This window comes from Alteromonas sp. K632G (genome assembly GCF_017653625.1).
GTDB lineage: Bacteria > Pseudomonadota > Gammaproteobacteria > Enterobacterales > Alteromonadaceae > Alteromonas > Alteromonas naphthalenivorans.
The window spans coordinates 77,198-97,758 of sequence record NZ_JAGGDM010000020.1; the positions used below are offsets into that span (position 1 = coordinate 77,198).

18 protein-coding genes are annotated in these 20,561 nt (G+C 45.0%); 14 read left to right on the plus strand and 4 right to left on the minus strand.

Going from position 1 to position 20,561, the window contains the following annotated elements; all coding sequences use genetic code 11:
* The first annotated feature begins 68 nt into the window (after positions 1-68).
* From sfsA to panC, 7 genes are all read left to right on the plus strand, one after another.
* On the plus strand, positions 69-770 hold the full coding sequence (gene sfsA, locus J5X92_RS17675) for a DNA/RNA nuclease SfsA (RefSeq protein WP_013786298.1): 702 nt from the start codon (positions 69-71) through the stop codon (positions 768-770).
* A gap of 217 nt (positions 771-987) precedes the next feature.
* Positions 988-1,437 (plus strand): RNA polymerase-binding protein DksA, encoded by a 450-nt coding sequence (dksA, locus tag J5X92_RS17680; RefSeq protein ID WP_013786299.1) that lies wholly within the window; start codon positions 988-990, stop codon positions 1,435-1,437.
* 68 nt (positions 1,438-1,505) lie between these two features.
* Complete coding sequence (gene gluQRS, locus J5X92_RS17685) at positions 1,506-2,594, plus strand: tRNA glutamyl-Q(34) synthetase GluQRS (protein ID WP_208806213.1); 1,089 nt, start codon at positions 1,506-1,508, stop codon at positions 2,592-2,594.
* Positions 2,595-2,692: 98 nt separating this feature from the next.
* Entirely contained in the window at positions 2,693-4,009 is a 1,317-nt protein-coding gene (gene pcnB / locus J5X92_RS17690) for a polynucleotide adenylyltransferase PcnB (RefSeq protein WP_208806214.1), read from the plus strand.
* Complete coding sequence (gene folK, locus J5X92_RS17695) at positions 4,002-4,499, plus strand: 2-amino-4-hydroxy-6-hydroxymethyldihydropteridine diphosphokinase (protein WP_208806215.1); 498 nt, start codon at positions 4,002-4,004, stop codon at positions 4,497-4,499. The genes pcnB and folK overlap by 8 nt, the downstream gene beginning before the upstream one ends.
* A 50-nt stretch (positions 4,500-4,549) precedes the next feature.
* The gene (gene panB / locus J5X92_RS17700) at positions 4,550-5,344 is read left to right on the plus strand and encodes a 3-methyl-2-oxobutanoate hydroxymethyltransferase (RefSeq protein WP_013786303.1); all 795 of its coding nucleotides are present in this window, start codon (positions 4,550-4,552) and stop codon (positions 5,342-5,344) included.
* Between the two features lie 12 nt (positions 5,345-5,356).
* Entirely contained in the window at positions 5,357-6,205 is an 849-nt protein-coding gene (panC, locus tag J5X92_RS17705) for a pantoate--beta-alanine ligase (protein ID WP_208806216.1), read from the plus strand.
* A gap of 162 nt (positions 6,206-6,367) precedes the next feature.
* Here the strand turns inward: panC and panP are convergent, their stop codons facing one another.
* Entirely contained in the window at positions 6,368-7,996 is a 1,629-nt protein-coding gene (gene panP / locus J5X92_RS17710; RefSeq protein WP_208806217.1) for a pyridoxal-dependent aspartate 1-decarboxylase PanP, read from the minus strand.
* A 276-nt stretch (positions 7,997-8,272) separates the two neighbouring features.
* Here panP and J5X92_RS17715 point away from each other — a divergent pair, with 276 nt between their 5' ends.
* Positions 8,273-8,992: an EAL domain-containing protein gene (locus J5X92_RS17715; protein WP_126871725.1), complete on the plus strand. Its 720-nt coding sequence runs from the start codon at positions 8,273-8,275 to the stop codon at positions 8,990-8,992.
* Positions 8,993-9,017: 25 nt separating this feature from the next.
* On the opposite strand, the gene J5X92_RS17720 is transcribed toward J5X92_RS17715, so the two are convergent.
* From J5X92_RS17720 to J5X92_RS17730, 3 genes are read right to left on the minus strand one after another with little or no spacing between them, the layout of a single operon-like run.
* On the minus strand, positions 9,018-9,698 hold the full coding sequence (locus tag J5X92_RS17720) for a methyltransferase domain-containing protein (protein ID WP_126871724.1): 681 nt from the start codon (positions 9,696-9,698) through the stop codon (positions 9,018-9,020).
* The gene (locus J5X92_RS17725) at positions 9,698-10,510 is read right to left on the minus strand and encodes an ABC transporter permease (RefSeq protein WP_126871723.1); all 813 of its coding nucleotides are present in this window, start codon (positions 10,508-10,510) and stop codon (positions 9,698-9,700) included. The genes J5X92_RS17720 and J5X92_RS17725 overlap by 1 nt, the downstream gene beginning before the upstream one ends.
* 2 nt (positions 10,511-10,512) lie before the next feature.
* Complete coding sequence (locus J5X92_RS17730; protein ID WP_126871722.1) at positions 10,513-11,433, minus strand: ABC transporter ATP-binding protein; 921 nt, start codon at positions 11,431-11,433, stop codon at positions 10,513-10,515.
* Between the two features lie 832 nt (positions 11,434-12,265).
* Between J5X92_RS17730 and pdsR the strand changes: the two genes are divergently transcribed.
* The 6 genes from pdsR to J5X92_RS17760 all read left to right on the plus strand — a co-directional run bounded on the left by pdsR (position 12,266) and on the right by J5X92_RS17760 (position 20,560).
* Positions 12,266-12,955 carry a proteobacterial dedicated sortase system response regulator gene (pdsR, locus tag J5X92_RS17735; protein WP_013786310.1) on the plus strand — a complete coding sequence of 230 codons (690 nt, stop codon included), beginning with the start codon at positions 12,266-12,268 and terminating at the stop codon, positions 12,953-12,955.
* A 12-nt stretch (positions 12,956-12,967) separates the two neighbouring features.
* Positions 12,968-15,190 (plus strand): proteobacterial dedicated sortase system histidine kinase, encoded by a 2,223-nt coding sequence (gene pdsS / locus J5X92_RS17740; protein WP_208806218.1) that lies wholly within the window; start codon positions 12,968-12,970, stop codon positions 15,188-15,190.
* 193 nt (positions 15,191-15,383) lie between these two features.
* A complete protein-coding gene (locus J5X92_RS17745) occupies positions 15,384-17,678 on the plus strand; it encodes a TonB-dependent receptor (protein ID WP_208806219.1) in 2,295 nt (764 codons plus the stop codon).
* A gap of 25 nt (positions 17,679-17,703) precedes the next feature.
* Complete coding sequence (locus tag J5X92_RS17750; protein ID WP_208806220.1) at positions 17,704-18,384, plus strand: Fe2+-dependent dioxygenase; 681 nt, start codon at positions 17,704-17,706, stop codon at positions 18,382-18,384.
* Between the two features lie 275 nt (positions 18,385-18,659).
* Positions 18,660-19,340, plus strand: coding sequence for a methylamine utilization protein (locus J5X92_RS17755; protein WP_260563413.1), 681 nt, complete (start codon positions 18,660-18,662; stop codon positions 19,338-19,340).
* On the plus strand, positions 19,340-20,560 hold the full coding sequence (locus tag J5X92_RS17760; RefSeq protein ID WP_013786315.1) for a hypothetical protein: 1,221 nt from the start codon (positions 19,340-19,342) through the stop codon (positions 20,558-20,560). Before J5X92_RS17755 ends, J5X92_RS17760 begins: the two co-directional genes overlap by 1 nt.
* Position 20,561: the final 1 nt, after the last annotated feature.

The following is a 20,561-nucleotide window of genomic DNA, read 5'->3' on the forward strand; positions in this document are numbered from 1 at the left end:
TGCTGGGGTAGATGTTTAGTTCTAGCAACGCAATGCATGTAAATTCATGTCGTTATAGGCCAATTGTTATGTTTTTTTCGCCATCACTACTACGTGGCACCTTAATTAAACGCTATAAACGGTTTCTTGCCGACGTAGAACTTGAAGACGGCTCAATAGTGACTGCACATTGCCCTAATACGGGGGCGATGACAGGATGCGCCGAACCCGGCTACACCGTCTATTTGAGCGAGTCAGACAATCCTAAGCGAAAGTTAAAATATACTTGGGAGCTTGCCCAAACCTTCGAAGGCGATTTCATTGGCATTAATACTCACAATGCTAATAAATTGGTGGCAGAGGCACTAAATAACAAGGTCTTGTCTGCATTTTCTGATATTAATCATTGGAAAGCTGAAGTAACACCGCCTGGCGGTAATAGTCGTTTCGACTTTGCCTGCGGTCAAGATGACGCTCTTGAGTATGTTGAAGTGAAATCTGTCACTCTGGCGCGGGGAAACCAAGGATATTTTCCTGATGCGGTAACCGCCAGAGGTGCAAAACATTGTTTAGAACTTGCAGAACTCTCTCAACAAGGTATAAGTACCTGCTTATTATTTTGTGTTCAGCATACGGGAGTGCATTCTGTACAAGTAGCGCGAGATATTGATCCTGTTTACGCCGACGCCGTAAATACCGCGGTCGCATCAGGAGTTAAGTTCCTCGCAGCAAGCTGTTCAATTGATGAACAAAAAATAGTTATAAATCAAACACTACCAGTAAACGTGTGAAAAATAGGTTGATTTTTTTCATTTCGCCTTCATATTTGCGCCTTGTTTTACTGGAAGAACGTGAAATACGTAAACTAGTAACAGTGCTGACTTATAATCAATATCATCAGCATAATAATTACATAGACACGAGCAATTGCTTGTAATGAACGGCTTTGATTTAGTTAATCGATTCATTCAGGACAAGATGGATGTCGTAGTGTAGGAGATGTGGCAGATGCCAACAGGAAAAGAGACAAAATCCCTAGGGCTATTAGCACTAGCAGGATTGCAGCCGTACCAGGCTACCGCTGACGAAGAGTACATGGGCGAGCCGCAAATGGAGCACTTCCGTTTACTGCTTAAAGCATGGCGCAACCAACTTCGTGAAGAAGTTGACCGCACCGTTACGCACATGAAAGACGAAGCAGCAAACTTTCCAGACCCGGTAGACCGCGCTGCGCAAGAAGAAGAGTTCAGTCTTGAATTACGAACTCGCGACCGCGAACGTAAATTGATCAAGAAGATTGAGAAGACGCTTAAGCGTATTGAAGAAGATGACTTTGGTTTTTGTGACCAATGTGGCATTGAAATCGGTATTCGTCGCTTAGAAGCTCGTCCTACCGCCGATTTATGTATCGACTGTAAGACCATGGCAGAAATCAAAGAAAAGCAACTACAGGGTTAATAAACCTTCGTAGTAAGTTACACGCCTCTTAGTGTTTACTATAGGGGTGTGTAACAGTATTTCTATTAATGCCTTCTAAAATCGACTCCTCACCTCTATATGTCGGCCGCTTCGCGCCTTCGCCGTCAGGGCAACTTCATTTCGGCTCTTTAGTTACCGCGCTCGCTAGCTACCTCGATGCACGTCATTTAAACGGGCAATGGTTAGTTCGAATGGAAGACATTGACGCACCGCGATGTTTACCTGGTGTCGATAGCGATATTTTGCATACCCTTGAATGCCATGGCCTCCACTGGGATGGTCCCGTTTTATATCAACAACAGCAGCATGCAAGGTATCAGGCAAAACTTGATAGCCTGCTAGCAGACAACTCAGCCTACTTTTGTGCCTGTACTCGCAAGCAAATAAAAGCAAATGGCGGGCACGACAATCACTATTGTCGAGAACTAGGCCTAACCGCTCAGGCAGTGTCCGAATCAGCGCCAAATACCCGTGGCTTAGCAGTTCGATTAAAACTTGATTGCCACTTAGATGCCTTTAATGACGGCATTATGGGCAGGGTCGATAAAACAGGGGCAATATCTAAAGCCCATTCAACATCCGCTGATTTAACTTCATCTAGCTTTGCCGAAGCGGAACAAGACAGAGACAAAAGCAGTAGCAGAAGCGACGATGGCTCAATAAGCGCTAGCGAAGTAACACCATTAAGTACAGTACCAGAAGATGTTGTAATTAAGCGCAGCGATGGCCTTTTCGCCTATAACTTTGTAGTAGCATTAGACGATGAATATCAGGGTGTAACAGACATTATCAGAGGCAGCGACCTTTTAAATGTCACCCCGCTTCAACGCGCTATTTATCGTTCATTAGGCTGCAATGTGCCACAATATGGGCATATTCCGGTTGCTGCTGTGACGCCAGGGCGAAAGTTGAGTAAACAAAATCATGCTGCCCCCATTAACAACAAGAATGTGCTGGAAAATATCGTTAATGGCCTGTCTTTTTTAGGCCAAGGTGACTATCACGCGAACGAATTTGAAAATGCCACACAACTGCTTACTATGGCAATATCGCGCTGGGATAGGAAATTAGTACCTAAAATAGCCGAAATTATTGTGGGCGAGCACGAATCCACTTATTATAGCCATCCTTTATAGCCTTCGGAGACTTCACCATCATTCATCGTGTTTTCAATTCTGTTAAGCGAGCCTTTACTAAGGAACATACCGCTGACAATGTACTAGAGCCTCGTGTTATGACTCGTGGGGAGCACGGCATCTCTCGCGAAGACGTGAGCCCTAATGCGTTGAAAGTCATGTATCGCCTTAACGGAGCAGGCTTCGAGTCCTATTTGGTCGGAGGTTGTGTTCGCGATATTTTGATGGGACATGAGCCCAAGGACTTTGATGTGGCCACCAATGCCACACCGGAACAAATTAAGGGGCTATTTAGGAATTGCCGTTTAATTGGCCGTCGTTTCAGACTCGCTCACATTGTATTTGGCCGTGAAGTAATAGAAGTAGCCACTTTTCGTGGCCATCACAGCGAAGAACCTGAGGCTAAAGAAGTACCAAAGAACAAAGCAGTGTCGAAACGAGATGCCCATGGGCAACTGGTCAGAGATAATGTTTTTGGCAGTATTGAAGAAGATGCCGAGCGCCGCGATTTCACATTTAATGCCATGTACTACAGTGTGGCTGATTTCACGGTAAAAGACTTTGCGAATGGTCTAGAGGCAATTGAAAAGCGTGAAGTACGTTTAATTGGCGACCCTGAAGTTCGTTATCGTGAAGATCCAGTTCGAATGCTTCGCGCCGTGCGTTTCGCGACTAAGCTTTCAATGCGTATAAGCGACGACACTGCGGCACCAATCAAGCAGCTAGCGAGCTTGCTAAACAATATTCCGGCCGCGCGACTATTCGAAGAAACCTTAAAGCTGTTCTTATCTGGTCAAGGTGAGAAAACCTTTATGATGCTGCGAGAATACGGCTTAATTGCGCCTTTATTCCCGCAACTTGCGCCGTTTATCGAAGATGAAAACAGCCGTGAAATGCAGTTTGTACGAAAAGTACTGCAAAACACCGATGAAAGAATTAATAACGATCAACGGGTAACACCCGCATTTTTGTATGCCGCATTACTCTGGTACCCGTTAGAAGAACGCGCGCAAATTATGCAGGCAGAATCTGGCTTAAATGCGCATGATGCTTTCAACCTTGCATCAACTGAAGTGATTGCAAAGCAAACCCAGCGCATTATGATCCCTAAGCGTTTCTCCACAGTCATTCGAGACATTTGGATTTTACAGCAACGCCTTCCCAAGCGTTTCGGCCGTCGTGCCTTTCAGCTGTTAACCCATCCTAAATTTCGTGCCGGTTACGATTTTCTATTAGTTCGCGGGCAAGTTGAAGGCGGAGCCCTATTGGAGCTAGCCCAGTGGTGGACACATTTTCAGCACGGCGAACCTGGTAAGCAAAAGAAAATGTTAAACGACTTACGTCGCCAAGAAGGTGATGGCCCCAAACCAAGAAAGCGTAAACGCCGTCCAGCATCGAGAAATACTGATGCATAAAGAGCACGTTTATATTGGTATAGGCAGCAACCTAGGCGACCCTGTTCAACACGTTGAAGACGCCTTTATTGCGCTGGGTTTACTTGAAGGTACTCGCGTGCTTGCGTGCTCATCGCTGTATTCTAGTAAGCCTATGGGTCCGCAAGACCAACCGGATTACATTAACGCGGTATCGCTAATTGAAACTACGCTAGCGCCAGATAAATTGCTAAGTGCATTACAGCGCACCGAACACGATTTTGGCCGAGAGCGCAAAGGGCAACGATGGGGCGCAAGAACGCTCGATCTGGACATTTTACTTTACGGCAGCCAAACAATTTCTACGCCTGATCTTACCGTGCCACATAGTGGCATGTCTGAACGTGAGTTTGTGCTAGTTCCTCTCTTTGAAATAGCTCAAACTATGGTCATGCCTGACGGAAAACCCATCTCTCACTGGGTTGCAAAATGCTCTCTTGATGGCCTTAAACGCCTGCGCGCTTCCATTTAGCTTCAAAATCCGTATAGTTCGCCCCATTATTCTTTCCCTGGAAGGTTGCTATGAAGAAAATTACTGTTTCTGGTTTGCTTAAGAAGAAGCAAGCCGGCGAAAAAATTACCTCACTAACAGCTTACGATGCCAGCTTTGCTAAAATGTTTGATGAGCAAGGTATTGATGCCTTACTAATTGGCGATTCGCTAGGTATGGTGCTTCAGGGAGAAAGCGACACCTTACCGGTGACCATTGAAGATATTGAATACCATACGCGCAGCGTAAGGAAAGGTACTGAACGTGCCTTCGTCTTAGCAGACATGCCGTTTATGTCCTACGCGACACCAGAACAAACTTATGCGAATGCAGCTAAGCTCATGGCAGCAGGTGCAAGCATGATTAAAATGGAAGGCGGTAGCTGGTTATGCGAAACCATTCAGGGTTTGAATTTGCGTGGCGTGCCTGTATGTGGTCATTTAGGGCTCACGCCACAGTCGGTTCACGTTTTTGGTGGATTTAAAATACAGGGCCGTGAAGCCGACAAAGCAGAAAAACTGCTAGCAGAAGCGAAAGCACTTGAAGCTGCAGGTATTCAGCTACTCGTGCTAGAGTGCGTACCGTCTTCATTAGGCAAAGCCGTAAGCGAAGCATTGACTATACCGGTAATTGGTATTGGCGCTGGAAATGATACAGATGGCCAGATACTGGTAATGCATGACATGTTTGGTATTAGTGCCAACTACATGCCTAAGTTTTCAAAAAACTACCTTGCCGAGACGGGCGATATGCGCAAGGCGGTTCAGCAGTATATTGCAGAAGTACAAAGTGGTGCCTTCCCGTCCCCTGAGCACAGCTTTGAGTAACGAGGTTTAAATATGAAGGTTGTTGACGACATTGCGTCATTACGAAAACTAACTACTGAATGGAAATTCAGTGGTAGCACTGTTGGGTTTGTTCCCACCATGGGAAACCTGCACAACGGGCACTTAAAACTCGTTAAACGCGCCAAGGCACATAATTCCCGAGTGGTAGTGAGTATTTTTGTTAACCCTATGCAATTTGGTGCTAATGAAGATTTAGATGCATACCCACGTACCATTGAAGAAGACAAAGCCAAGCTTATTGAAGCGGGTGTTGATGCCGTATTTTTACCCAGCGTTAGCGATATGTATCCAGGCGGGGTTGAACACCAAACGGTAGTAGAAGTACCCGACATTTCGGATATTCTATGTGGTGCAAGTCGTCCCGGGCATTTTCGCGGTGTAGCCACGGTAGTGAGCAAATTATTTAATATGGTTCACCCACATGATGCTTTTTTCGGGGAAAAAGACTTTCAGCAATTGCAGGTTATTCGCACCATGGTGCGCGACCTTTCTATGGGCGTAACCATTCATGGCATTCCCACCGAACGTGATGTATCTGGCCTAGCCTTAAGCTCGCGCAACGGTTATTTAACTGATGAGCAACGTCATACTGCGGCTACTATTTACAGTGAAATGACATCCCTGAAAGCCCGTATAGAAGCGGGTGAAAGAAATTACGTCGCATTGGCGGCAGACCTTGCAGACATCCTAACCGACTCAGGCTTTAAAAATGACTATGTGCATATTGTTAATGCTCAAAGTCTAAAGCCTGCGAAAGAAACCGATGCACACTTAGTTATTTTAGTGGCGGCGTTTCTGGGTAACACCCGTCTTATCGATAACCTCCAAATCCAGTTGTAGGCTTAGATAAAGGCGCGGGTATTGATAACACGCTTTAAACCATACATTATCAATTACCACCACAAAAAAGCCCCCGTATTCACATGCGGGGGCTTTTTTTGTATCTTTTTTTATCTGCTAGTAATGCGTCTTTCGAATAACCTAAATAGTCAGCCCGATTTATCAGGCAACAGGTATCGTCACTATTATCTTCACCAACTCTTTATACAGTTTAGTGCCGGTAGCAATGACGTGCTGCTCGTTAAGTATATTACGTAAATCCTGTGTGCTGGTAAGTGGGTTCGCTAGTACAACTCTGAACACAGTAATACAGTTAGTGGGGTATTCTGGCGCTTCTAAGCGTGTACGAGAGACAAAAGACTTCCCTGCCTCCCGTTGCTGCTTCTGTACAATTACAGTTAGCCTATCAAGCTTCTCGTTAATCTTATCTTTAGTGGCCTCATCCGCATGTTTAAGCTTTTCTTGCAGGCCAGCGGGACAAACGCGATACGTTAGCAATGAGAGTGTAGGTGACGTAGTCAGTTCAAAGTCAGGGTGCTTTGCAATCATATCCGCAAAGGTGCCTGCTTTTTCGATGCTTCTGTCGATTAACAGCTCATAGCCCCTGCGCCCAAAGATATGCATGGCAGAATATACCATCATGGCCATGCCGTTACGCGAACCTTCAAGCGTAGTCGCACCTAAATCTTTAGAGCCTGCACGCAGAATGTATTGTGCATGATGGCGCACTGCATTGGCATCTTCAGGATTTTTGAACAACGCCATACCTGCCCCCATGGGCACATACATTTGTTTATGGGCATCAATTGTGACCGAGTCAGCTCGCTCAATGCCTTTCAGGCGGTGTTTATATTGCGATGAGAACAAGGTTGCCCCACCCCAGGCGGCATCCACATGGAACCAGCATCCTAATTCTTTGGCTACATCAGCCAATTCGTTAAGCGGGTCGACATGCCCTGTTTCAGTAGTACCACCAACGCCAACAATGGCCAGCAACTTGTTACCTTCTTCCTGATAACGTTTACCTGCGGCGAGTGCTTTTTCAGGGTCGAGAGTTTGATTCGGCGCAGGTAATGATAATAATTGATCGCGACCTAACCCTAACGCATCCACCGCTTTTGATAAGGAGTAGTGCCCACGCTTACTGCACATAACGCCAAGATGATTAATATCGTGGAAGCGATAAGCCGCAGCAAGCCCAGCTTTTGCTACACCGGCAAACCCCTCTTGCGGGCCCAACATCTTATTTCTAGCTACCCACAAAGCGGTAATATTGGCAATAGTTCCACCAGAACAAAAGGCGCCTAAAGAGCGTTTAGCGCTGTGTAAGTGACTATCGTAGAAGTCTTTCGATTCGTCATAAACAAGGTTATGCATCATACCTAGCACTTGACGCTCAAGTGGCGTGAATGCCTTTGAGGTTTCTATTTTCACCAGGTTCTGATTAAGCCCCACCATCAACTTAGACAGGGGCAAATGAAAGTAGGGAAGCGCGGAGGTCATATGACCGATAAACGTAGGCGAATAGGTATTTACCGAATGGGCAACCAATTTATCGAGTAAGCTTTCAGCATGGGTTGAAACAAACTCTGGCGATTCAGGTACTTTTGAATCTGAGAAGTCTTTCTCAATTTCTTCTAGCGAGGTTTTTTTGGTAACAACGTGCTGCGACAAAAAATCTAAGATATTGTCAGATAAATGCTGTTCAATTTGAGCCATCTTTGAGTCTTTGTGTTCAGGCTTGGTAAAGACCCTAAACAAGTGCTCTAGACTAACTTGCGCTTCACCCACTCAACCGACCTCACTTTGAAATGACTCTTTTTCAAGAAAATACAACCCAACTTCGTTGCTTACGCTGAAAGCAATCATAATACTTTCAGGGTCACGAACTTTACCTCAGATTGCCCACTTCGCCAAGCGTATCCCGATGATTTGACCGTGTATCAGTACAAGATATTTTGTGGTGATAATTCACTATCAATACAGTGAAGTAACCTAAACTTCTCAAATTATGACGGGTAGTGCTATATTTTGCCTATACATACGAATAAAAATAAAGGCTGTAATGTGCCAATAAGAGCCGTAAGTAAAACCGTGTCTATTAATGATATCGTACCCTACTTTCAACCTATCATGGATTTAAGGTCGAAGCGTGTGTGGCGTTACGAGTGCTTAGCGCGTTTAATTACTGCCGAAGACAAAACCTTTTTGCCTAGCGAATTTCTCTACCTAATTGAACGGGAGCAACACGTTAAGGCACTTACCGAAGCCATGTTCTGCCAAAGTGCCCGTTACTTTCGCCATGTACAAGTACCTTGGAGTATTAATATAAGCGCGCGAGATTTACTAAACGACAACCTGGCTGACACGCTACTTTCCCATTTAACAAATTACCCAAACCCAGAAAGAGTCAGCATTGAGATAAGTGCTGCCAGTGCATTAACCCACCCAGCGTTAATGCAAGCGTTTGTTGAGAGAAGCGCTGAGGCAGGGCTTGGCGTTTTCTTAGATAATGTGGGTGAAAACCCCGGCAACATTAATGCAATATTAAATATGCCGATTAAAGGCATTAAGTTAGCCGGTGGCTTGATAAGCCACTATGAACAAGACGAAGCGGTGCAGGATTACGTCGATAATTTGCTCGAACTGTGCCAAGCGCGCGCTATTAGCGTGGTAGCAGAACATATTGAAACAGATTTACTGCTTGAAAGTGTAAACAAACTGCCCATTCAGTACGCGCAAGGTTATGTCTTTAGCCCTCCGCAACCGAATACCCCCCATCACTAGCCGCGGGTAGCTGTTCTCAACTATTCTACGCCCCGCCATCGGCCTCTTCTGAATAGCAATTAAGCGACCAGCAGTGTTGGCCGCTAGCGCGATATTTGCGTTCAAATGGGGTCATGGCATTATCAGACGTAATTTCAGTTAAATTCGACACCAAGCCGTAATGCGTAGCAGCTTGAGCAAACTCCATTAAGTAAACCAACCAATTACTACGCACTTCAATATTCGGAGTGATCGCCATTAAATCGGCCATGGCAGCACTACCATGCCAGCGCTTTTGCACCTGGGTTTTCTTCGGATAAGGGTTTGGATAGAACAAGCAATGCTGGCTTACCTTCCAATTTGCCCTATTAACCAAACGCCAAAAGTCATTCACATCGGCGCGAATAACCCGATAATTATCTTGCCCCGCTGAATAATGCTGATGTTTGTCCACCCGCTGCGCCGATTTATCTAAGCCAATAACACGGCAATCAGGGTTCGCTTTAGCAATATTTGCTGTGCTTTCACCCACGCCACAGCAAGAGTCTAAAATAATATCGCCGGTAAACCCGTCAAGCCATTCGGTTGCTTCATTGAAGGCGAGCTGCGTATGCTCGCCAATGGGGCGCTGATTTTCAGACGACTTATAACGCTTTACTAAATCATCGAGCTTTTCGTGCACACCTTCTTGATTCGTTGTGATGCTTCGGGAGTTGCCGCTAGCCATTAGCTACGTATTCCTTTGCCTGTTTTCAGTAGGTAATAAGCAACAGCGAACAGCACAATATTAAAGCCCACTAGTAGTGCTAACGATAAGGTAACGTCAACATCTGAAACACCTAAGAACCCGTAGCGGAAACCATTCACCATATACACAACAGGGTTGGCCTTGCTCACCCACTGCCAAAACTCTGGTAATAAGCTAAGTGAATAGAATACGCCGCCAAGGTAGGTTAACGGCGTTAATACGAAGGTGGGTACAACACTAATATCATCGAAAGTTTTTGCAAAAATGGCGTTAATTAGCCCTGCCGTTGAAAACAATGATGAGGTCAGTAGTACGGTAAGAATAATGATACCGATATGATGTATTTGCACATCAACAAAGAACAGCGATACCAAAGTAACAATAATGCCAATTAGCACAGCCCTTGCTACACCGCCCCCAACAAAGCCTAGAATGATCACTGACGTGGGCACGGGAGAAACCAATAACTCTTCAATATTTCGCTGAAATTTCGCACTGAAAAAAGACGACGAGACATTTGCGTATGAGTTGGTGATAACCGACATCATGATCAAACCTGGAACAATAAACTCCATGTAAGAAAAGCCGCCCATTTCGCCTATTCGGTTACCGATGAGGCTGCCGAAAATCACGAAATACAAACTCATGGTAATAGCGGGCGGCACTAAGGTTTGGATCCAAATGCGTAAAAAGCGAGTGCACTCTTTTATCCAAATAGTGGTTAGCGCCACATAGTTTTGCTTGAACCAGCCAATCTTTTCTTCCGACTGTGTGTTTGCTTGTGAATTCATGTTCAACCCTCTGCCTTTGCCGTTTCAACCAAACGCACAAACAACTCTTCTAATCGGTTTGATTTATTACGCATACTCAGTACTTGTACCCCCTGCTCGGTTAATTGAGCAAAAACAGGGTTTAACCCTTCTGCCTTTTCCACATCGACTTCCAAAGTATGGTCGTCAAGTAAACGGCTTTCGTAACCTGTCAAAAGCGGCTTTTGCTGACCAAGGTTAATGTCCAGTACGAAGGTTTCTGTGTTCAACTTCGACAATAAAGCCTTCATGCTGGTGTTTTCCACAATGGTGCCTTTGTTAATAATGGCAATGTTGCGGCACAGCATTTCTGCTTCTTCTAGGTAGTGTGTCGTTAAGATAATGGTAATACCTTGGCGGTTAATCTCTTCTAAGAAGCCCCACATTGAACGACGGATTTCTATATCTACGCCAGCGGTTGGTTCATCAAGTATTAATAAACGAGGCTCGTGCATAAGAGCGCGGGCAATCATTAGCCTGCGTTTCATGCCACCTGATAATTCGCGAGCTCTGGCATCGCGTTTTTCCCATAAATCGAGCTGAGCTAAATACTTCTGAGCCCGCTCTTTCGCAATATTTCGGGGCACGCCATAATAACCCGCTTGGTTGAGCACAATTTGCATCACGGTTTCAAACTGATTGAAGTTGAATTCCTGTGGCACTAGGCCAATACATGCTTTGGCTTGCTCTTTTTGGGTATGAAGGTCGTAACCAAAAATCGATACCTTGCCATCGGTTTGATTAACCAAAGAACTGATAATACCGATAGTGGTAGATTTACCCGCGCCATTCGGCCCAAGTAAAGCGAAAAAGTCCCCTTTATCAACAGTGAGATCTACGCCTTTAAGTGCCTGTACGCCACCTTTATACGTTTTGGTTAAGCCTGATATATCCAACGCTTTCATGTGCTACCCGTAAGTTGCTCGTAATTTGATGCCTCCGTAAATGGAGTGCTTTGTAAATCGAGTGCTTTGTAAATCGAGCGCCCTGTAATTCGAGGGCCCTGTAAATCAAATAATCTATTAAATCAGTTTGCCGCCAGTTGACGTGACTACCCATCTGCCATAATACACCGGCAACGGTAATACTATGACGGTATACCTACCGTAAGCGTGTTTTAAGCATAGTGCTGGCATATGCTAGTAATTCAACCCTTGCCGTAATAGGGGTATTCAACACCCATTTCACTCATGCTATCACTAATTCAAAGACGAAATATAAAAGGGGGTAATTATGTCACACTTATTATCCCATCTGCCTGCCACTCTCCTTATCTTGCCGATTATTTTACTGTTTTTGTCGATTTTTTTATTGAAGCCTCAATGCATTCTTTTATCGATATTGAACATTTCTGCCCTGTCTTTTACCGACTGTTTCACAGACGATTCAGGGTGCTAAGGACTTTCGCGGCCAAGCAAAAATAAGAAGAGAACGAGATAAAGAAGACGGAACCGACGGTGGGAGGTATAAAAAAGCACTGCACCTAGTTGGGGGTTAGGCACAGTGCAAGGGGTTGGCGTACCAAAGTGAGTCATACTTGAGTCAATCTGTCTTCCCAAGCACAGGTATAGTTAACCAAGCAGACAAGGCAATATCAGGGCACAATAATGGAAAAGCTATTTTGTTTAATGGCAAATATGGCGAAAAGCGGGCGACTTTATGGAATTTGCGTCGAACTCAGGCACGCGCGCTTTTGCCAAGGTATAGTAGTGCCAAGAATGATTGAGAGTAGATCCCATGCCTAAAACAATTGCGCTAGTAGAAGATGATGCCGCTATAAGAGAAAACTACCTTGTTGCCCTAAGAGCGCAAGGCTACAAGGTTAATGCGTTTGAAGACCGACCCTCGGCAACTCAGGCGTTTAACGAAGCATTGCCAGATTTAGCCATCATTGATATTGGTCTAAAAGAAGAAATGGAGGGCGGTTTTTTGCTATGTCAGCAGTTGCGAGGTTTGTCGCCCACCTTGCCTATAATCTTTTTTACCGCCAGAGACAACGACGTAGATACCATTAGCGGGCTTCGCATGGGTGCTGACGACTACTTAACTAAAGATATCAGCATGGCTCACCTACTTGCCCGTATCGCCGCGCTTTTCAGACGAAGCGATTTAATGTCAGCCCCTGTCAAGCAAAAAGACGAGCTTCGTATAGGCGAGTTAAAAGTTGATGCCTCTCGTATGACAGTAAGTTGGAGCGGCGAACCTGTCGCCCTGACAGTGACAGAATTTTGGATGCTACACGCGCTGATTAAACACCCAGGCCACGTTAAAAGCAGACAACAATTAATGGATGAGTCGCGCATGGTAGTAGACGACACCACCATTACTTCTCATATAAAACGTATGCGTAAAAAATTCATTCAATTAGACCCACAATTCGACCACATAGATACCGTTTACGGTATGGGATATCGATGGCAGTTGTAGGGTATTGCTAATATGCGGTTAAGGTTCTCCATACGCTTACAGCTGCTTGTGTTGTCGCTGTTCTTTTTTGCCATTCCCTACCTTGGCTATAATTACGTATGGGAGCTAGAGCAATACCTTCGCACAGGTCAAGAGCAAACCATGATAGGTACGGCGAGGGCGGTAGCAACAGCGCTGCATGAACGCCCTGCGTTATTCGACAGCGAGTCTGCCTATTTAAAAGACGTACGCCCGGGCACTGATTTATACGCCCCGCCCATTCCTTATCCTATTCAGCTTGACGGTGAACTAAACGATTGGCAACAAGTTGACGACTTGCTTACCCACTATGGCGCTAATGAAATTGTTGAGCGCTTTACTAACCTTCATACTAACGACGAAAACCAGGGCGCAGCTAGCGTGAACAAAGGCACAGATAAAACGATTAGCCTCTCTTTCGAGCATATGGTAGGCCGATATGATCAGTTTCTGTATGCCATGTTTAACGTCACCGACGACGCCTTGTTGTGGCGACAGGCAAATAGTTTAAGTGTGGAGCGGGGTGACCATTTACTTATTGCTATGCAAACCCCAGCAGGTCACTTAGCACGATACGTAGTAGCCCCTTACGAAAGTGGCTGGGTAAATGCGTTTAAATTAGCTGAGTCTGGCACAACAAATCGCGCGGTGGAAAATGCGTTAAGTATTCAAGGTCGCTGGCAAGAAACCGCTACTGGCTACAATATTGAACTTCGCTTTCCTCTTTCCATGACCTCTGGCGCACTCGCCTTTGCCATTGTCGATGTGGACGACCCGGTAACCAGGCAAAAACGCTACGCCATTGGCACCGCTAACACCAACAACATTGATGAACTAGGTACGGTGGTAACCCCGTCACCTGAAATTGAGCGCATATTAGCAGGGCTAAAATATGCCGACTCACGCGTATGGGTGATAGATAATCACAAGCGGGTATTGGCGCGAGCAGGCGATATACAAACGGCCTCAGGGCTAAATACTGCCAAAAGAGAAGCAAGCGAAAACCCGGTATGGCGCTGGGTAGAAACCCATTGGCTACTGCCCTTGTATTACCATATTCTCACTAAGCCACCGGCCGATTTTGTGGATGAACTAGAGGATGCTTATGCGTTGGCGGGCCGAGACATTGGCCTAGCCCTTAATGGTCAACCGGATTCATTATGGCGCTTAACGCCAGATAACAAAGCCGTGGTAGTGTCTGCTGCTTACCCTATCTTTATTGAGGGCGCGGTAATGGGCGCAGTGGTGGTGGAGCAAACCACTAACGGTATACGCACATTAAGAAACCGAGCGTTAGAGCAGCTATTCCACGTTATTTTGGCAGTAATGTTACTGGGCACGCTAGGTTTATTGCTTTTCGCGAGCAGAATATCCAACCGTATTAGGCGGCTTCGAGACAACACCGAGGCAATTATTGATGCTAACGGTAAAATTGTAGGCAAACTGCCTATTGCCAAAGAGGGTGATGAAATTGGCGATCTGTCGCGAGCGTTTTCTGATGTTTTATTGCGACTACAGCAATATAACTCCTATTTAGAGAACATGGCTTCTCGGCTTTCCCATGAACTTAGAACCCCAATAGCCGTAGTGAAATCATCCCTTGATGCGTTATCTCAGGTTAGCGCTCAGGCGAATACGCAACAAGATGTTTTCGTTCAACGTGCCCAATCCGGTATAAGCCGGTTAAGTTCTATTTTGAATGCCATGAGTGAAGCCACACGATTAGAACAAGCCATTGCGCAGGAAGATGTGACCACGTTCAATATGATTGACGTAATTAAAGGCTGCGTGGGTGGGTATCAACATGCTTATACAGACAGGCAGTTTTCACTATCTTGTTCACAAGACACAGCGATGCTAAAGGGCGCCCCCGACCTTATCGCGCAAATGTTTGATAAAATTATTTCTAACGCGGTCGATTTTAGTCAACCCGACGACATCATAGATGTAGCCGTTTATACCAAAGACAAAAGAATTGTCCTCACTGTGAGCAACCCTGGGCCCCTATTGCCCGAAGGCATGAAAAAACAACTCGTACAATCAATGGTATCGGTTCGCCCTGAGTCTGAGGCGGCGCAATCAGCAGGTTCACCACATCTAGGTTTGGGGCTTTATATCGCTGACATTATTGTCGCTTTTCATCAAGGCACGCTCGCCCTGGCCAATCGAGATGACAAACGCGGAGTGATTGTTTCGGTTAACTTCCCAAAGATCTGATGCGCTACGCTATTTGAGGTGGTTTGAAAACCACCTTCCCTTTGTTGTGATATCCCCTTTTACGCAGCCCTTTAAGTTTTACTAAAAACCCTCTAAATAAATAACGTATGAGAATTATTCTCATTAGTATTTACATTCATTTACTACTTGAATACACTTCGATGCCTAAACACACACAGGGAAAACACACACAATGAAAAATAAAACGTTAACGATGGGCGCACAAACCATTGCTGCGGCCTTAGCTTTCGGACACGGTGCTGCTTTTGCACAAACACAAGAAACTGAAATCTGTAAAGATAAAACAGAAGCGGAATGTAAAGCGCAACAAGACGAAATTGAGCTAATTCGCATCCATGGTGTTCAGCAATCTATCTATCGCTATGACAAGTCTGGCGATCCTCGTCGTTTAGCCGACCTTGTTGATACACCACAAACCATTAGTGTTCTTACACAAGACCAAATTCAAGAAAGTGGTAAAACTGACCTTAAAGATATTCTTGCTGCGCAAGCCGGTGTAACTCTTGGTACAGGTGAGAATGGTAATGCTTTTGGTGATCGCTATGTAATACGTGGCCATGAAGCACGCAGCGATGTTTTTGTTGATGGCTTGCGTGACCCAGGTATGACTACACGTGAAAGTTTCGCCACCGAGCGTGTTGAAATTACTAAAGGCCCAAGTTCAACATTTGCGGGTCGCGGTTCATCAGGCGGTGCGGTAAACAGCATTACGAAAAAAGCCTCTACTAGCTATAACTTTGGTCGTGTTGATGCCGCCATTGGTACCGATGAGCACACGCGCTTAACGGTAGATTTGAATAAGACCTTAACGGAAAACAGTGCAATTCGTGTTAATGCACTCACGTCTCAAGAAGACAAGCCAGGTCGCGAAGGCATTGAACGTGGACGTGATGGTGTTCAGCTTTCTTACGTACTAAACCCTAACGACAGATTGTCTTTCATTGGTGATGTTTATTACCTTAATGCAGAAGATAAACCTGACTTAGGGAGCTACTACGACCGTGATGCGGGTTATCCGTTAGAAGATATTCCTGTTTATGCACAAGATGACGACTTCCAAAACTCAGAAGTCACCACTTTTACCTTCCGTACCGAATACGAAATTAGCGACAATGTTCGTTTTTATAACGCGACTCGTGCAGGTAACACTGAAAACGAATACGTAACGACCGGTATGAGTGCAACAACCCGTGATGATTCTGATGAAACAGCACCAGGTGTAGATACACTTCGACTTAGCACGCACCAAGGCTGGCAAGAAGTAGATTACTTCACGACTCAATTTAACCTTTTCTGGGACACGTCATTTGCAGGCTTAGATCACCGTTTAGTATTTGGTTTTGAGTACAGCGATGAATCGGTTGATAACGGTGTTTTTGATATTGAAAACTTAAATACTAACTGTGCAATTGGTGGTCGTCGTGGCGTATCACAAAGCTATTGTATCCTTGATGGTGATGGAAACCTTATCGATAACATCGGCTCATTAATGGACAGAACCATTGAACGTGGTGATGAAGATGCCCTTTTCGATATTGAAACCTATGCCATTTACGCCATGGATACCTTTGCGTTAACCGATAAGTTAGACGTGTTCTTTGGCCTACGTATGGATAGCTACGACTATAGCAACCAAACAAGTAGCGACCTTTATGAGTTTTCTGATGAGTTGTTTAACGGACACTTAGGTTTAGTATATGACATTACTGAACACGGTAATGTTTACGCCTCTTACAGCACAGCAACAAACATTAATGGCGGCGAGTCTGACCTTGGCGCAAACTGTGGTTACGGTGGGCTATGTGGTACGCCTGAACAAGCTGCGCAAGCTGATCCAGAGCATGTTGAAAACATCGAAATTGGCACAAAATGGATGCTATTTGATGAGAAGTTGATGGCAAATGCATCAATCTTCCGTATCACGAAAAGCGATGTACATGAAAGTATCGGTGAAGATGACTACTCAACCATTGGTACATTAAACACGGGTGAAAACCGAGTTGAAGGTGTTGAATTTGGTGTTAGCGGTGATATTACTGACAAGTTTAGTGTTCAAGCCTCTGCCGCCTTCATGGACTCAGAAGTACTAGACTCATTCACAGAATCTAACATTGGTCTTGCATTAAGTAACTTTGCTGACGAAAGCTTCTACTTACAACTGCGTTATCAACCCAATGAAAAGTTCGCTTTTGGTGGTGACTATACGTACAAGTCTGAAATGTTTGGTGGCCAACCTGACACTGCGGCAGGTTACAATGCCGATACGGGTGAATACTCAATTGTCGTTCCTGACTACCAAGTATTTAACTTGTTTGCGAACTACTACGCATCTGAAAAACTAACGTTCCGTGTTAATATCGGCAACTTGTTTGATGAAGAATACTGGACTGCAGCTTATCGCTCTGGTGCCTTCATGTACATTGGTGACGGCCGTAACGTAACCGGTACGGTAAACTACGAGTTCTAAGTTAGTTTAAAGAGAAACACAAAAAATGATCATTATTGATAACCTACTAGACGCCGACCAAGTAAAGCAATATCGGGCTGCTTTAGCCGATGTACCATTTAACGATGGAAAAGCGACCGCAATGGGCATGGCAGCAGGGGTTAAAAATAATGGTCAAGCTGACGCGCAGCACGCTACGGTTCAAGCCCTTGCCAACAACTTGTTGGCAAGCCTCGGCAACCACCCGCAAGTAGTCTCTGCTGCGCTACCTCAGCGCATTTTCCCTCCTTGTTTCAATCGTTACAGTGAATCACAAACCTACGGCTATCATGTAGATGCGGCAATCATGCGCATTCCCAATACCCCCGATGTTTTGCGTAGCGATATGTCGATGACGGTGTTTCTATCTAGCCCAAGCGATTACGAAGGCGGAGAGTTGGTTATTCAGACGGGGTTCGGCGAGCAGAAAGTTAAAGGTAACCTAGGTAGCGCAGTACTCTACCCATCCTCAAGCTTACATAAAGTTACTCCGGTAACTCGCGGCGAGAGAATTGCTGCTATTACATGGATGCAAAGCATGATTAGCGACCAAACCATTCGTGAAAGCTTATATGAGCTAGACCAAAGCATTCAGTCTTTGGTGCAAGGCGGTAAAGCCAACAGAGAAGAACTCGATAAACTTCATCACGTATACCACAACCTCATTAGAAAATTCTCTATCGTTTAAACTGGACAAAACCTTACCCGTCGCGCAAGGTTATTCTTGTAGGTATGTTTTGACTGTGTCGATCTTGCCAATAGTATTTTATTGAGCGTTTTCCTAACTCATTAACATGTGACGCTTAGAATACTGTGAAATAAACCAGCTTTACCTCCGGTCTCTATATGACTGAAAAAAAAGCTTTTAGCAAAAGATAGGGTTACTCTTAGATGAATGAAATAATGTGTGGAACGTGCTTTTTTACACCTAACACTTGCTGGATTAAGCGCGTGGCGAAAAACGTGAATAAGCTTGCTGTGCTAGCCGCTCTTGCCTCTGTAGCTTTTATTGCAATGCTGGCGCCATTTAATGCGCTAGCAAATAATGTAACCGCATCAATAACGCTATTAGACGCCGAGCAGTCCCCGGTTAAAGACGGCGTGGTTATCTTCACCCCCTTATTTGATTTACCCAGCACAGAAACTAACCACTCAGAAGCAGAATCAACACCTAAAACTGCGATTATGAATCAAATCAATAAGCAGTTTGCCCCTCATGTACTTGTAGTACAAAAGAACACAGAAGTTACCTTCCCTAACGCCGATAACGTGTTCCATCATGTTTATTCTTTTTCACCCACCAAGCAGTTTGAGCTAAAGCTCTACAAAGAATTTACTGCCGAACCATTGTTCTTTGAGCAAGCTGGAATTGTGGATATTGGCTGCAACATTCACGATTGGATGCTAGGTTACATCGTTATTGCTGATAGCCCTTATTTTTTAAAAACCGCAGATGACGGAAATGCTGACATCTCACTTCCCACTGGCAAATACAGTGTTGAGTTTTGGCACCCTAACGCGCCAAACGAAACGCCCTTTATTGAAACTGAAATTGAGTTGAACAGCGATAAAAACTTCACGCTAACGTTATCGAAAGTGATAGCAAGCGATGATGATTTTGATGATGGTTTCGGTGATTATTAATGCTGAGCCGTTGTATTTTCGTTGTTTTTTGCTTCATCAATTTTCACGCTTTTTCAGATACAAGGTTGTTGCTTAGAGGTAGTATTCTTTCAGCAGATAATGCTGACACATTTCAAACAAATGGCGCCTCCCACCAGCGCTTTGAAAATAACGCAGTTGCGTTATCTCAAGCGGTGCTAGCGTATAATAAAGTGTTAAGCGATAATTGGCAGTTTCATGCTGTGGCCAATGGATATAGCGATGGAGAACAAAAACTCGGGGTTAGCCAACTCTATACTCAATACCGACCACTCACTGCATCCACCATTAAACCAGAAGTTAAGCTCGGCTTTTTCTACCCTGCAATTTCTGCTGAAAACACCGACATGGGGTGGCTGTCACCACACTTTTTATCTAATTCAGCCATTAACAGCTGGATAGGCGAAGAGCTTAGAACGTTTGGTGTAGAGGCAAGCTTAAGACAAAACGGAAGGCAAGTTAGACGTGACTGGTCATGGAAAGTAATAGGGAGCCTATTTAAGGGTAACGACACCACAGGCACCTTGTTATCATGGCGCGGCTTTGCGCTGCACGACAGGCAATCGCTGAACAATGATAGAGTAAAATTCACTCCTATTCCTGGCGTGGTATCGGAAGCGGGGATCGGTGCTCCAGCATGGACAGACCCCTTTCGTGAAATTGATACGAAAACAGGTTATTACGTGGGGGCGCATTTAGCCCATAAGCGCCGTTCAGAGTTACGTTATTATTATTACGACAACCGCGCCAATCCACTCATTTTCGACCCTGACAAAATATACGCATGGCGCACGCGATTTCACGCATTAACCCTTCGTCATATGCGTAACCGCAATGTCACCTTTTTCGGGCAAGGGCTGATAGGTGACACTTTGATGGGGGAAGACATTGTTAATAACGACTTTTACGCGGCCTACATTGCTGCAACGTATACCCATGAAGCACATCAACTTTCTACACGTTTAGATTGGTATCAAGTGATAGATAACGACAGCACCATAGATGACCCCAACAACAGTAGAGGGGAAGCCATTACCGTTAATTACACTTATGCTATGAGCTCGAAAATAGCAATATCAGCCGAGTGGCAAGTGAATCGAGGCCGCCAAGAAAATCTACGATTTTTAAACGCTACATCGGTATCTAGTGAAACCTTCCACGAAAACCTGCTTCAGCTCGCAGTTACCTACCGCATCGACTGAA

Coding starts and splice junctions, on each gene's coding strand:
- sfsA (WP_013786298.1), top strand. CDS start 69: ATGTTTTTTTCGCCATCACTACTACGTGGCACCTTAATTAAACGCTAT.
- dksA (WP_013786299.1), top strand. CDS start 988: ATGCCAACAGGAAAAGAGACAAAATCCCTAGGGCTATTAGCACTAGCA.
- gluQRS (WP_208806213.1), top strand. CDS start 1,506: ATGCCTTCTAAAATCGACTCCTCACCTCTATATGTCGGCCGCTTCGCG.
- pcnB (WP_208806214.1), top strand. CDS start 2,693: ATGACTCGTGGGGAGCACGGCATCTCTCGCGAAGACGTGAGCCCTAAT.
- folK (WP_208806215.1), top strand. CDS start 4,002: ATGCATAAAGAGCACGTTTATATTGGTATAGGCAGCAACCTAGGCGAC.
- panB (WP_013786303.1), top strand. CDS start 4,550: ATGAAGAAAATTACTGTTTCTGGTTTGCTTAAGAAGAAGCAAGCCGGC.
- panC (WP_208806216.1), top strand. CDS start 5,357: ATGAAGGTTGTTGACGACATTGCGTCATTACGAAAACTAACTACTGAA.
- J5X92_RS17720 (WP_126871724.1), bottom strand. CDS start 9,698: ATGGCTAGCGGCAACTCCCGAAGCATCACAACGAATCAAGAAGGTGTG.
- J5X92_RS17725 (WP_126871723.1), bottom strand. CDS start 10,510: ATGAATTCACAAGCAAACACACAGTCGGAAGAAAAGATTGGCTGGTTC.
- J5X92_RS17730 (WP_126871722.1), bottom strand. CDS start 11,433: ATGAAAGCGTTGGATATATCAGGCTTAACCAAAACGTATAAAGGTGGC.
- pdsR (WP_013786310.1), top strand. CDS start 12,266: ATGCCTAAAACAATTGCGCTAGTAGAAGATGATGCCGCTATAAGAGAA.
- pdsS (WP_208806218.1), top strand. CDS start 12,968: ATGCGGTTAAGGTTCTCCATACGCTTACAGCTGCTTGTGTTGTCGCTG.
- J5X92_RS17745 (WP_208806219.1), top strand. CDS start 15,384: ATGAAAAATAAAACGTTAACGATGGGCGCACAAACCATTGCTGCGGCC.
- J5X92_RS17750 (WP_208806220.1), top strand. CDS start 17,704: ATGATCATTATTGATAACCTACTAGACGCCGACCAAGTAAAGCAATAT.
- J5X92_RS17760 (WP_013786315.1), top strand. CDS start 19,340: ATGCTGAGCCGTTGTATTTTCGTTGTTTTTTGCTTCATCAATTTTCAC.